Below are 12,851 nucleotides of genomic sequence, written 5' to 3' on the forward strand. Positions count from 1 at the left end.
TAAAATATATTGCTCATTATGACTAGGAGATTTTAATAAAAAGTTTCCAAAAAAACCGGCAGGAAATTATAGTGATTTTACTGCCGGTTTTGTTTTAAAGGGATATTATATAATTTTACCTTAGGGGGTTAAAACTTTATCTAAAGGTCATAAATAGTCCTATAAATTAATAGTTACAATATTTTTCTCCTTCATTTCTTTTATAACTTCTTTTGATATCATAAGATTATTTTTTAATTCATCCATAGATTTATTCCAAGGATTTTGAGTGATGATAACTTTAAAGTTAATTGGGCGCAGAGTTTCATAAGAAACTCCTTGTAACATGCCCACCCAATATTCTGCACGTCTCATTGGTACTTCAACATTAATCATAATAATTTCTGAATTATTATAATAGTTATATAAGATAAAGGTTAGTATATTTTCATGATTTTTCATAACTCCATGATAAACACATGAGCACGACTCCATATTTTTACCGTCTGACATATTATAATATAATACGGCATCCATAATCTTAGGGTCATCACTTGGAATCATATGTACAACTGAAGTTTGAATTTTCTTATCACTGATTTTATACAAATATAGGTATTCTAAATGAGAAAGCTGCATAAGCCCAGAAGATAAGCTGACAGGTTGTTCTCTTTTATAATCAAGTAAATATTTAAGTTCTACATCAAGTACTTTAGAAATATCAGCTAAGTCACCAAGATCCATGGCAATCTTTCCAGCTTCATATTTAGCTATAGTTGCCCTGCTTTTGTGAATAGATGCTGCTAATTTTGCTGCATTCATTCCTTTTAACTTTCGATACAATTTGATTTTTTTACCAATGTAAACTAATAAATTATTATTCTCGATCATACAATGCCCCTTATTTTTTATTATTTCTTACTTTCATTACATCTTGATATTATAAAGTCTTTAGCTTTTAATTCAAATGTATCTTCTAAAGGATCTAAAGAAACGGAATCATATTTTCTATTTAAAGCTAAAGAAAGAAGTCTATCGCTAAGTTCTGGATTCTTTGAAAGGAGAGGTCCATGGAAATAGGTACAGTAAGTATTTTTGTAAATACATCCTTCATATCCATCAGAACCGTTATTACCATAACCAGAAATAACTTTTCCAAGAGGTTTTAAATCTCCAATATAAGTTCTTCCAGAATGATTTTCAAAACCAACATAGGTTTCTTCTGTATCTTCATTTTTGATTACAGTATTTCCTATAAACCTAGTATCTCCGCCTTCTGTGTATATGTCAAGTATTCCAAGCCCTTCCAAATGTTCACCATCTGGAGTTGTGTAATATTTTCCTAGAAGCTGGTATCCTCCACATATACAAAGCATAACACCATCACTTTCAATGTATGCTTTTAAATTATCTTTCTTATTATTAATCAGGTCATCAGAAACTATTGATTGCTCATAGTCCTGGCCGCCTCCAAAGAAAACTATATCATAATCTTCATTTTTAAACTCATCATTCATAGAAACATTAGATATATTTACTTTTATTCCTCGCTTTTCAGCTCTATATTTCAACATGAGTATGTTGCCTAAATCACCATATACATTTAAAAGATCAGGGTATAAATGACAAATATTTAATTCCAAAACAATCCCTCCTTAACTACCAAAGATTTTTGATATATCCCTTGCTATAGAGATATTTTCTATAGTTTATCATTGCAGTATATGTAGCTAAAAGATAAACTTTTTTATTTTTAGAACTTATTATAGCTTTCGTCATATCTTCAAAAGAAGGACATATGCTGAAGGTTTCTTCATTAAATCCGCATATCTTTAATCTTATGGCCATATCATAAGTTCTAATTCCGCCTATAGCAATATCATCTACATTCAAAGAAAGAAGATTTTCAAAATTTACATCCCAAATCCAAGATACATCTCGACCATCAGCATAATTGTCATTAAGGAAGAAACCTAATGACATATTTTCTTTTGATAATGATAAAGTATCTAAAGCTTGGTTATAACCAGCTGGATTTTTTACTAATATTATTTTCAGCTCTTTTCCCTCTATGTTTACTATTTCTTGCCTACCAAAAGATGAACTTTGATTTTCAAGTGATTTTATTATAGTATCATTTGAAACCTTAAGCTCAGAGGTTATAGCATAAGCACAAAGGGCGTTATATATGTTATATAATCCTGATTGGCTTAATAAGACTTCAGATCCATTTATGACTACTTTAGAGCTATCTGGTGTAAGTTCAAGGATTGTATCCATAGCATATTTTAAAGTATTTCTCTTATACCCACAGCTTTCACAGTAAAAATCACCTAGATGATTATAAGTTATGAAATTGTATTTATATGGAGCTTTACAGAACTTACAGAATTTAGCGTCTGCATTTACATCTATAGAAGTATTATTATTTAAACTTTCTTTAAATCCATAATAAATGCAAGGATTTTTGATGTCCATTCTTCCAAGGAGAGACTCATCTCCATTAAGAACAAGCTTTGATTCAGGAACCTTTTTAACACCTTCTAGAATCTTATTTAAGGTAGTATATACTTCCCCATATCTGTCAAGCTGATCTCTAAAAAGATTTGTTATTGTTATTATTTCAGGAGTTATATGCTCAGTTATAAATTTTAAGTTGGCTTCATCTACTTCTATTACAGCATATTTTTCTTCAGCTACACCAAAAGAAAAATCTTCAACAAAGGCTGCAACTATTCCAGAAAGCATGTTAGCGCCAGTATTATTGGTCATAACATTAAGGCCAGCTTCCTTTAGAATATTGTATATCATACTGGTTGTGGTGGTCTTTCCGTTGGTTCCTGTAATTAAGATTACTTTATAATTTTTACTAAGAGGCTTTAAAATATCCTTTTGAATCTTTAAAGCAACTTTGCCAGGAAAATTACTTCCACCTTTTAAGAATTTTTTTGATAGAAACATTGTAAATTTTGATGCTATTACAGCAATATAAGTTTTTATACTAATTTTAAACACCACCTATAACTAGTCTACTTACATTATATACAACAAAAATCGTTAATAATCAATAGCAATAGTTTATACTATAGAGTTTTTATGAAATTTCTGATAAAATTTATATATATTCTGGAGGGGAGAATTTTACAATGAAAGATAGTATAAAAGGTATACTTGAAGCCTTAAAGGGTGTAAAGGAAGGCATAAGATTAAAAGATATAAAAGCCGAGTTTAATAAAGAATGGAAAAGAGTAAAGGGGAGTTTTGCAAATTTTGATATAAAAAATAAAAAAGTTGTTAATTTTATTAGTGTTATTGCAGCTTCAGCAGTAATTTTTTGTGTCTATGGCTATAAGGCTAATGAAATTGAAAAAATTAATTCATTAACAAGACTTACTGTTTTAAATAATGGCGAAAGATATTTTTATAGCGGTGATTATGAAAAATCAATTAAGGAATACGAAAAACTATTTCATAAGGACGGCAATCCGCTATGGTACTGTAAAATAGCAGAAGTCTATTCAGTACAGGGAAACTTAGAAAAATCAAAAGAGTACATAGAACTTGCAAAAAAGGAGCTTGTAAATTTTGAAAAATCTTCAGCAAAGTATCATGGCTTTGAAGATATACATAAGGAAATATTAAACTACATAGTGTTTAATGAATATATAAATAAAGATTATGATATGGCATTAAAGGATGGAGAAGCATATATAGAGATATATAAAGATAATAAGCATCTTATAAAGACTATGATAGCTTTATATAAGTCTACAGAAAATATGGACAAAGCTAAAGATATACTTATTAATTATCCTGTAGATAATAATTCTTCTTATGACAAGGCAGAATTTGCAAGAATGCTTATGCTTATAGATAAATGGGATGAAGGATTCAATGAGCTAAAGGAAGCGTGGTATATAGATAAAGATGAATATAAGGTATATGATGTAATAGCTCAAATATCAGCTTATAACAGAGATGATATGGTAAAAAGGGTATCAAAACTCATAGAAGAAAATAATAATGAGGTTGCATATAAAGTATGGATGGCTAAAATCTATTCCATAAGTGCTGATACTGCAGAGGAGAGCATAGAACTTTTAGATGAAATAAAAGCAAATGATATAGGCTCTATACAGGTAAACTTTATGAAAGCTAATATACATAAAGATGAAAAAGATATGGAAGGGAACGAAAGTGTAATAAAAACTATAATAGATGATAATCAAGAAGATTACAGGGTTCTTCATACTGCTGCATGGTATTACTTTAATAAAGGTCAATATGAAGTGGCTTTAGATTATTGCAGCAAATCAATTGAGAAAAATAAGAATTATCCTGATAACTATGGGTTTCTAATGCCTGAAATATTAAAAGCTTTAAACAATCCTAAAGAGGGTGAACCATATTTTAGAACTGCAATATATATGGAACCATACAATTATAATATACTTTTAAATATAGCAAATTTTTATTGGGATACGGAAAAGAATAGTGAAAAATCATTGGAGTATTTTGGACAAGCGGCTTGTATTAAGCCAGAGGATATTGAAATAAAATACAGTATGGCAATGATAAATATAAGTATAAATAATTTTGACAAGGCAATAGAAATACTGAAACAGTGCATAAAAGAAGATGAATCTGTTCCTAAATATCATAGAACTCTTGGAACTTTATATATGGTAGTTGGAAATACTAAGGAAGGCATAAAGGAAACAAGAGCAGCTTACGAGTCAGATAAAAATGATGTGCTTAATTTAAATAATGCAGGATGCTATTACATAAATTTCACAGATGACATTGAAAGAGGGGTTTATAATCTTCAGAAAGCATATGAAGGACTAAATGATACATATGATGAATATACAAAAACCACAGTAAAAGAAAATTATGATAAGGCTTCTAAGCTTTTAGAGCAATACCTCACTGAAGAAGAAGGAGAAAGCTTAAAAGTTCCTCAGTTAGTTTTATTTTATTAGTTTTCATGTTAAAGGAGGAAAAGATATGTATGCTATAAGATTTGAAAATTTATATTATCCCAAAATATGGGGGGGAAGATCTATGGAAGCTTTTAGAGTAGATCTACCTCAAGGCAATATAGGAGAAAGTTGGGATGTGGCATGCCATAAAAATGGTATGAGTATAGTTACCAATGGTGAATATAAGGGCATGTCATTGGACAAGCTTATAGAAAAGCTTGGAGATAAACTTTTAGGTACTAAAATAACAAAAGATAGATTTCCACTTTTATTGAAAGTAATAAATGCTAAGGATAAATTGTCTCTACAAGTTCATCCTGATGATGAATACGGGTTACAATATGAAAATGATTTAGGGAAAACAGAAGCTTGGTACGTTATGGATGTTGAAGAAGGTGCCAACCTTATAGTTGGAACTAAGGATTGTACTAAGGAAAAATTCATAGACGCTATAAAAAACGGAACATTTGATGAATGTGTTAATAAGGTTTATGTAAAAAAAGGTGAAGTCTATTTCGTGAAAAGCGGTCTTGTTCATGGAATAGGAGAAGGTGTGACAGTAGTTGAAATTCAGCAGAATTCAGATACTACTTATAGGGTTTATGATTATAATAGAGGAAGAGAACTTCAAATAGAAAAAGCTTTAGATGTAATAGATTTTTCTTTGAAAGGGAAAAAAAGTGAAGGCATAAAAATATCATACAATGGATATGAAAAAGTATATTATTGCTTAAATCCATATTTCTGTTTGGAAAAGTATACTATCTCAGAAACCATGATGGAGGAAAGTGATGAGGAGAGATTCTTTATCCTAACTTGTGTAGATGGATGCGGTACCTTAGAGTATGCTGATGGAAATGAAAAAATAAAAAAGGGAGATAGCATATTTATACCTGCTTCTTTAGGACAATATAGAATTACTGGACAACTTGAGTTGCTCAAAAGTTATGTTCCTGATGTGAAAAAAGTAGAAAAAGAGATTTTAGATATAATAGAAAAATAATATAAAATTCATAAAAAACGCCTATTAAGAAAAAATAAGGCGTTTTTTATAATATTTATTGATATAAAGGAAAGATGGAAAGTATAATATATTTAAAGGGGGAATATCTGATGAACATAAGGAAAAGTAAATTAGTGCTATATGCAGTTATGACATCTTTTATATTAATTTTATTTTCAGGATGCAGTAAAGAAAAAAAAGAAGAAAATATAGTAGAAAAACAAACTCATCCCTCAATTGAAACTTTAAAATTAGAAGATGAGGAAAAATTTTATTTAAGTTCAAGCGGTGCAGATAATTCTTTTGTCTTTGATTTGAAAAACTATAACTTTAAAAGAGTGAAGCTTTGGGTGGAATATTATTATAAGGGAGAAAAGAAAAAAGACTATCCTATTGGAGAAATAAGCATGAGTGATGGAGAAAAGTTATCACTATCAATAGTTGAAGACGATAATAGACAACTTATAAATATATATGCTTCTGCTAAAGGAAAAAGCAATATTAAAAGAGTTGGACCGGCAGTAATGGAATACAAGGCTCCTAAAAATTATCTTAAAGAAATAAAATCAACGGAAGGAGTCAGAAACATAAATAATAGTGAAGAAATGTATATAGGATTTATATGCAAAAATAAAGATGCAATAAGCTTCAATGAAGAAAGTTTAAAAGGTGATCAAAGCGGAGAAAGTGAAATTCTTAGAAATGAATATGCGTATATGATTAAAGCAATATTCTATAAAGAATAGCATTGTAAAAATTACATAGATTAAATAAAAAATATGTGTTTCAAGGTAGATTTATATTTTATTCTGAAGCACATATTTTTATTGTTTTATATGAAAAATTTGTCTTACAAATTAGAAAATGGTGGAATAAAAGGCGAAAAGTATAACATATAAATAAAAAGCATACATAAATTACACATAACTATATACTACTTGAGAAAAATAGGAAAAAAGTAATATCTATTCGGCTAACGTTACTCATATTTGTAATTTATACAAAAAATTCAAAATTCTATTCATGAAGTTCATGTAAAGGTTTATAATTAAAGTAGATTAGCTGAGGAGTTGGATGCTATGGATAATAAAATTAAAAAGATTGGCATATTAACAGGTGGAGGAGACTGCCCGGGGCTGAATGCAGTTATAAGAGCTGTAACAAGGTGTTCAATATTGCAGTATGGCTATGAGGTTATAGGCTATAGGTTTGGTTATAGAGGACTATATAACAATGAATTTATGCCTTTAACCTTGGATGCAGTCTCAGGAATCCAACACAAAGGAGGAACCATATTATACAGTTCTAACAAAGACAATCTATTCAACTATTCTATCGAAGAAAATGGCAGAAAAATAAAAAAAGATGTATCTGATAAAGCCATAGAAAATATAAAGAAAGAAGGAGTAGATGCTCTAGTAATAATAGGGGGCGATGGTACGCTAACCTCTGCTAGAGACTTTAGTAGAAAAGGTGTAAAAGTAATAGGTGTACCTAAGACAATAGATAATGATTTGACTGCAACAGATGTTACATTTGGATTCAATACAGCTATAGATGTGGCAACAGAAGCATTGGACAGGCTTCATACCACTGCTGAATCCCATCATAGGATAATGATTTGTGAAGTTATGGGAAGAAATGCTGGATGGATTGCATTAGAATCAGGAATTGCTGGTTCTGCTGATGTTATATTAATACCAGAAATACCATACGACATAGAAAAAGTTATAAAAAAAATAGAAGAAAGAAAAAGGCAAGGTAAAATGTTCAGCATAATAGTAGTAGCAGAAGGAGCTAAGCCTAAAGATGGTCAGGTTGTTGTAAATAAAATAGTGGAAGATAGCCCTGATCCTATAAGATTAGGCGGAATTGCAAACAAATTAGCCTATGATTTAGAAAGACTTATAAAAGGAAATGAAATTAGAAGTACTATTTTGGGACATGTACAAAGAGGAGGAATAACATCAACATACGATAGAATATTGTCAACTAGATATGGAGTGGCTGCAGCTGAGCTTATCCATGAAGGTAAATTTGGGAAAATGGTATGTTTAAAAGGCAACACCATATGCTTTGAAGAGTTAGAAAATGTTATTGGAAAAGAAAAAAATGTAGATGTAGATGGCGAACTTGTAAGTGTAGCTAGAAAGATTGGAATTTCTTTTGGAGATTAATTGAGTTATGGAGGGATACTGTTGAAAGAGATAAAAAAATATTTAGAATCTAGAGATGGTGAATATAGTTTTTTCTTTGAGGATTTAGATTGTGGATATATATATGGCTTTAATGAAGACAAACTTATGCCATCAGCAGGATGTATAAAGCTTCCTATTGCTATGGCGCTATTAAAACAATGCGAAGGGTGCAAGCTAAATTTAATGGATAAAGTTAAGATTGGCCCTAAGGATAAAGTAAATGGCAATGGGATACTTCATGAGTTTAGCGACAGAGAGTATACAATTAAGGAACTCTTGATAGCTATGCTTATACAAAGTGATAATACTGCAACAAATAAGATAATAAGTATTCTTTCTATAGAAAACATAAATGAAACTATAAAAGCTATGGGATTAAAAAATACAAAGCTTAATATAGTTGCAATGGAAGAAAAATTACATGATGGTATAAATGAAAATATGACCACAGCATTAGATTTAAGCATATGCTGGAAACATCTATATAAGGAATCTTTCTTAAATGCAGAAAATAGTGAACTTTTGTTAGATATTTTAAAGAGACAGCAATTAAAAAATAAGCTTTCTTATTATTTTTATTCTAAAACTAAGGAAGCTGTGGCAAGTAAATCCGGAGACTTAAAGAATATAGAAAATGATTCTATATTGTTTGAGATTCCTCAAGGAAATTTTACTTTTACAGTATTATCAGATGAGCTTCCAAGTAATGTATATGGGACTGTGAGTCTATCTAAAACTGGAAAGATGATGTTTGATATTGTATGCAATGATTGGAGTAAATAAATCCATTAACCGCTTGACAATATAAGTTCAAAGTGGTATTCTTTAAAAAAAGAAATTAACCTTTAAAAGTGATCCAGTGAGATCGTTAAGGAAGATGTGAAATATTACTGATTAATTATGGTGCGAAAATACCTTCCTTTAACTGGGATAGGTATTTTTTTATGCCTTTAAATTTAACACCGAGATGTTAAAAAGGAGAGATGGATATGTTAAAAAACAGACATTTAATTGACCCAATGGATTTTACACTAGAAGAGCTTGAAAGTATTTTTAAGCTTGGAGAACAAATAATGAAAAATCCTGAAAAATATCAGGATAAATGCAAAGGAAAAATATTGGCAACCCTTTTTTACGAACCTAGCACAAGAACTAGATTTTCTTTTGAGACAGCTATGCTTAGACTAGGAGGTCAAGTAGTTGGATTTTCAGAACCAGGTTCTAGCTCAGTTTCTAAGGGAGAGAGTATTGCTGATACAATAAGGACTGTAGGATGTTATGCTGACATAATAGCAATGAGGCATCCTCAAGAAGGGTCATCAAAAATTGCTTCTCTTTATTCCGATATTCCTGTAATTAATGCAGGAGATGGAGGACATCAGCATCCAACACAAACTCTTACAGATCTTCTTACCATAAAAACTACAAAGGGTAATCTTGAAGGAAACGTAATTGGACTATGCGGAGACTTAAAGAATGGAAGGACTGTTCACTCTTTATTGAAAGCCATGTCAAGATATAAGAATAATAAGTTTATCCTTATATCACCTAAAGAATTGGCAATCCCTGAATATATAAAAAAAGAAATACTACAGAAGAATAATATAGAATTTCAAGAGGTTAGAACTATCGAAGAAGCCATTGATAAAGTAGACATATTATATATGACTAGAATTCAAAAAGAACGTTTTGATAGTGAAGAAGAGTATCTAAGACTTAAAGATTCATATGTATTAGATAAGAATAAGCTAGACAAAGGAAAGAATGATTTAATAGTTCTTCATCCACTGCCAAGAGTAAATGAAATATCATATGATGTAGATGAAGATCCGAGAGCAAAATATTTTTATCAAGCGAAATGCGGAATGTACGTTAGAATGGCTCTTATAGCTAAACTTTTGGGGGTGGAATAAATGGTTGTATTAAATAAAGAAAGCTTTAAAATTATAAGAAGAGAATTACCAGAGGAAATTGTTGATGTTATAAAGTGTGATAACTTAAAGTGTGCAACTATCACAGAAACTTATGTGCCTCACAAGATGCACTTAGTAGACAGAGACAATATGGAATACAGATGTGAGTATTGTGACCATATAATATCTTTTAAAGCAGTATAGTTATGGCAACTAAGGAGGAAAATGATGAACATAGTAGATAGATTATATGAAAAAGTTGAAGAAGTAGGAGTTGTATGCTTAGGTTTAGATACAAATCCATCATATATACCAGAAGAATATATTAATAAATTTGAGGATTTAAGTGAAGCTATATTTAACTTCAATAAAGAAATAATAGATGCTACAACTGATGTTGTGGCATGCTACAAGGTTCAGATAGCTTATTATGAAGCATTAGGACTAAATGGCTTAAAGGCATATAGCAGAACTGTTAAATATCTAAAGGAAAGAAATCTTATATCTATAGGTGATATAAAGAGAGGAGATATTGCAGATACAGCAAAGATGTATGCTAAGGCTCATTTGGAAGGGGACTTTGAAGTTGATTTTGTAACGCTAAGTCCGTATATGGGACTTGATAGTATAGAACCATATATGCCTTATTTAGAAAGCGGAGAAAAGGGGGCTTTTGCGTTAGTTAGAACATCTAATAAAGGAGCACAAGATCTTCAATATATGAACTGTGAAGATGGAGACAAAGTATTCTACAAAGTTGGAGAAAAACTTCAAAATCTAGGGGAAAGAGCTATGGCAAAGTGTGGCTACAGCAATTTAGGTGCTGTAATAGGATGTACACATGTTGATGAAGGAAAGATTTTAAGGGAAAGACTAGGAAAAACTTTCTTTCTTATACCAGGATATGGTGCTCAAGGTGGAAAGGCAGAAGATGTAGCTATATATTTAAAAAATGGTAACGGTGGTGTTGTAAACTCATCAAGAAAGATACTTTTAGCCTATAAGGGAAAAGATGATGATATGAACTTTGCAAAGTATGCTAGATTAGAAGCAATATCAATGAGAGATGAAATAAGAAAAGCTTGTGGAAGATAGTGACTAGAGAGGAGATTTAGATATGCAAGATTACAAAAAAGAGTTTATAGATTTTATGGTAGAGTGTGGAGTTTTAACTTTTGGAGATTTTGTTACAAAAAGCGGAAGAAAGACGCCTTTCTTCGTTAATACTGGAAACTACAAAACAGGACATCAGCTAAATAAATTGGGAGAATTTTACGCTAAGGCTATAAAAGAGAATTTTAAAGAAGATTTTGATGTATTGTTTGGACCTGCATATAAGGGAATCCCTCTTACAGTAGCAGCTTCTATGGCTTTAGACAGATTATACAACATGGAAGTAAGTTATTGCTCTAATAGAAAGGAAGTAAAAGATCACGGGGATAAGGGAATTCTTTTAGGAAGCAAGATAAAGGATAAAGATAAAATACTAATAATAGAAGATGTTACAACGGCGGGAACTTCAATATACGAAACTATGCCTATATTAAACGAACAAGGTGACGTTGATGTAATAGGTCTTATAATATCTGTTGACAGAATGGAAAAAGGTCAAGGAGAAGTATCAGCACTAGATGAATTAAAAGAAAAGTTTGGATTCAAACCTTGTGCTATAGTTACTATGGCTGAAGTGGTTGAATATCTGTATAATAAAGAAATAAATGGTACAGTTTTAATAGACGATAAAATGAAAGAAAATATAGAAGCTTATTATGAGTTATACGGAGCTGAAAAGAATTAATATATAGAAACCTCTGGATTGTGAACTGACCCCCATAAATTAGATTTTCAGGTCTAATTTATGGGGGTCACATCATTTTCCATTATTATTTATCATTTGAATTTTTATGTCCATAAACAAGATAAAACATTAAAGCTACAAATATAGCTCCGCCTATTATATTTCCTATAGTTACAGGAATAAGATTGCTTATAGCTCCAGATATAGTTATATCTTTACCCACAGGAAACTCGTATAATCCGCTAGCTTTAGATAAAAGTCCTGCAGTAAAATAATACATATTAGCTATGCTATGCTCAAATCCAGATATTATAAAAGCACATATAGGAAACCATATTATAGCCATTTTACCAAATACGTCTCTAGAAATAAATGACCCCCATACAGCTATACAAACAAATATGTTACAAAGAATGCCAGAACATAAAGCTTTGAAAAAAGGTATTGAAGCTTTAGTTGCAGCAACTTTTATAGCGTAGGTACCTAATGCTCCTGAGTTTGCATCAAAAGCACCACTAAAAATTAGAAGTGAGGTGACTATTATTGCACCCAATAGATTTGTAAGATATACAACCATTAGGTTTTTTGCCATAGTTTTCAATGATATTTTCTTTTCTAAAAGCGGCACTGTAAGAAGTACATTTCCAGTAAACAAATCTGTGCCACATAATATGATTAGAATAAGTCCAATAGGAAAGATGCTACCTGATATTAATTTTGATAATCCGTAGTTTGTGATGCTGTGAGAAGTTGCTGCTGCTGCAAAACTACCTAAAGATAAGAAAATTCCAGATAAAAATCCTAAAATTATGGTTTTCTTTAAAGGATAGTTAGCTTTTTTTTCATAGGCTGCTAATACATTATCATAGGTTTCTTGAGGTGTTAGTACAAGTTTTTCCAATTTAATAAACTCCTTTCAAATGTAATAATTTTAAAATATTTCCAATATTAGAATACCACATAATAATTATAAATTTA

At 30.6% G+C, this 12,851-nt stretch carries 13 protein-coding genes; 9 read left to right on the forward strand and 4 right to left on the reverse strand.

Annotation, left to right across the window (positions count from 1 at the left end):
* Nucleotides 1-159: 159 nt before the first annotated feature.
* Genes KQH81_RS06305 through KQH81_RS06315 form a run of 3 tightly spaced genes read right to left on the reverse strand, consistent with a single transcriptional unit; the run spans nt 160 to nt 2,994 of the window.
* Complete coding sequence (locus KQH81_RS06305; RefSeq protein ID WP_027637884.1) at nt 160-870, reverse strand: helix-turn-helix domain-containing protein; 711 nt, start codon at nt 868-870, stop codon at nt 160-162.
* A 20-nt stretch (nt 871-890) separates the two neighbouring features.
* On the reverse strand, nt 891-1,622 hold the full coding sequence (locus tag KQH81_RS06310; protein WP_027637885.1) for a type 1 glutamine amidotransferase: 732 nt from the start codon (nt 1,620-1,622) through the stop codon (nt 891-893).
* Between the two features lie 16 nt (nt 1,623-1,638).
* On the reverse strand, nt 1,639-2,994 hold the full coding sequence (locus KQH81_RS06315; protein ID WP_143081303.1) for a Mur ligase family protein: 1,356 nt from the start codon (nt 2,992-2,994) through the stop codon (nt 1,639-1,641).
* 131 nt (nt 2,995-3,125) lie between these two features.
* Between KQH81_RS06315 and KQH81_RS06320 the strand changes: the two genes are divergently transcribed.
* From KQH81_RS06320 to pyrE, 9 genes are all read left to right on the forward strand, one after another.
* Nucleotides 3,126-4,961, forward strand: coding sequence for a tetratricopeptide repeat protein (locus KQH81_RS06320; protein ID WP_168972472.1), 1,836 nt, complete (start codon nt 3,126-3,128; stop codon nt 4,959-4,961).
* 25 nt (nt 4,962-4,986) lie between these two features.
* Nucleotides 4,987-5,964 carry a type I phosphomannose isomerase catalytic subunit gene (locus tag KQH81_RS06325; RefSeq protein ID WP_230029116.1) on the forward strand — a complete coding sequence of 326 codons (978 nt, stop codon included), beginning with the start codon at nt 4,987-4,989 and terminating at the stop codon, nt 5,962-5,964.
* Between the two features lie 110 nt (nt 5,965-6,074).
* Complete coding sequence (locus KQH81_RS06330) at nt 6,075-6,710, forward strand: hypothetical protein (protein WP_027637888.1); 636 nt, start codon at nt 6,075-6,077, stop codon at nt 6,708-6,710.
* Between the two features lie 333 nt (nt 6,711-7,043).
* Nucleotides 7,044-8,141 (forward strand): 6-phosphofructokinase, encoded by a 1,098-nt coding sequence (locus tag KQH81_RS06335; protein WP_099335686.1) that lies wholly within the window; start codon nt 7,044-7,046, stop codon nt 8,139-8,141.
* 21 nt (nt 8,142-8,162) lie between these two features.
* Nucleotides 8,163-8,945 carry a serine hydrolase gene (locus KQH81_RS06340; protein WP_027637890.1) on the forward strand — a complete coding sequence of 261 codons (783 nt, stop codon included), beginning with the start codon at nt 8,163-8,165 and terminating at the stop codon, nt 8,943-8,945.
* Between the two features lie 206 nt (nt 8,946-9,151).
* Nucleotides 9,152-10,075, forward strand: coding sequence for an aspartate carbamoyltransferase (gene pyrB / locus KQH81_RS06345; RefSeq protein ID WP_027637891.1), 924 nt, complete (start codon nt 9,152-9,154; stop codon nt 10,073-10,075).
* Nucleotides 10,076-10,279, forward strand: coding sequence for a hypothetical protein (locus tag KQH81_RS06350; protein WP_051196178.1), 204 nt, complete (start codon nt 10,076-10,078; stop codon nt 10,277-10,279).
* Nucleotides 10,280-10,303: 24 nt separating this feature from the next.
* Entirely contained in the window at nt 10,304-11,170 is an 867-nt protein-coding gene (pyrF, locus tag KQH81_RS06355; RefSeq protein WP_230029118.1) for an orotidine-5'-phosphate decarboxylase, read from the forward strand.
* Nucleotides 11,171-11,192: 22 nt separating this feature from the next.
* A complete protein-coding gene (gene pyrE, locus KQH81_RS06360) occupies nt 11,193-11,873 on the forward strand; it encodes an orotate phosphoribosyltransferase (RefSeq protein WP_027637893.1) in 681 nt (226 codons plus the stop codon).
* A gap of 85 nt (nt 11,874-11,958) precedes the next feature.
* Here the strand turns inward: pyrE and KQH81_RS06365 are convergent, their stop codons facing one another.
* A complete protein-coding gene (locus KQH81_RS06365) occupies nt 11,959-12,774 on the reverse strand; it encodes a formate/nitrite transporter family protein (protein ID WP_027637894.1) in 816 nt (271 codons plus the stop codon).
* Nucleotides 12,775-12,851 lie beyond the last annotated feature (77 nt).

It is taken from the genome of Clostridium cadaveris (assembly GCF_020911725.1).
Lineage (GTDB): Bacteria > Bacillota > Clostridia > Clostridiales > Clostridiaceae > Clostridium_X > Clostridium_X cadaveris.